At 40.9% G+C, this 1,285-nt stretch carries 1 protein-coding gene; it reads right to left on the minus strand.

Annotated features, from left to right (window positions below; translation table 11 throughout):
- Positions 1-1,285 (minus strand): FAD-dependent monooxygenase (locus ACIQYS_RS22405; RefSeq protein ID WP_402985254.1); only part of this gene is annotated, 1,285 nt, incomplete at both ends.

Consider the following 1,285-nt stretch of genomic DNA (forward strand, 5'->3'; position numbering starts at 1 on the left):
ATTACGCTCTGCTGCTACTTTTTCAAACGCATGTATATCAAGCGAGCTATCAAAACGTAGTAAGGTGAAATATGGACCTAATTGATCAAAAATAGAATGATCTTCTCCTAACCAAGTATGAGGTAAACGAGCACCTGGACGTGAAGTTGGCACATAATGAATAACCGATTCTTCTGGCCACTCAGCCCAATCATCCACAATAATGGATGATTGATCATATTGATAACCCAACACTAAACCTAAACTATGAAACTCCATTTTTTTTGTTTCATAAATATGATCCGCTAATTGCTTATGAGATTCCAATTCATCTTTTGCATTTGTCTCAAACTTCGCAAGGTCAGAAGATAATGTTTTCATGTTATGTGTCGCTGTTTTAATTACACGTTCACTAATTGGCCGGCGTTCTTCTTCATATGAATCAAGTAACTCTTCCCCACCCCACCCACGTAAGAAAGCTGATAATTTCCAAGCGATATCTACTGCGTCACCTAAACCAGTATTGAAGCCTAAACCGCCCCATGGTGGATTTAAGTGTGCTGCATCTCCTGCAAGAAATACACGTTTGTTACGGTAATGATTAGCAAGAAGCATACGTGCTGACCATGCATCTGTTGCGAGTACTTCTACCTCCACCTCTTCGCCGATCATGCTGTGAATATATTTTTTCGGATTTGCTTCACCATCTTCTTGCTCTACACCAATTATCATCATCCACCAAGTTTCATCTAGATCTAAACGACCCATTAGCCCTGGTGCAACATCGTTTACTACCCAATATTGAATGGCACGATCATGCTTTACTTGCTCTGCTAACCCTGGGGCTTTGAACACTACATTGAAGTTATTACGTGTTTCTACACCTCCTTCATAAACGAAGCCGATACTACGACGGACAATACTACGTGCACCATCACAGCCAATTAAGAACAAGGATTCAACTGTAACTGTCTCCCCTGTTTCGCTTTTTAACTCTGCTATTACTTTATGATCATCTTGCGTTAAGCTGAGAAATTCCCAACCAGTTGCAAAGCGAATATTTTCTGACTCGCTTACTTTTTCACGAAGTACTTCTTCTAGTGTAAATTGAGGAATGGATTGTCCACCTTCGGAATAAAGTTCTTTCGGCGCTCTAGAAATGGCCCAAGTATCATCAAAACGTACGATTTCTTTTCCTAATAAACTTGTACAGAAGCTGACTTCTTGGGACCATTCGGGCTTTAGCGCTGCCGCAGCACGAATATCATTTGCAATTCCTAAGCGACGGAAATGCTCCATGGAACGT

The sequence above is a fragment of the Psychrobacillus sp. NPDC096426 genome (genome assembly GCF_044762745.1).
Taxonomy (GTDB): Bacteria; Bacillota; Bacilli; order Bacillales_A; family Planococcaceae; genus Psychrobacillus.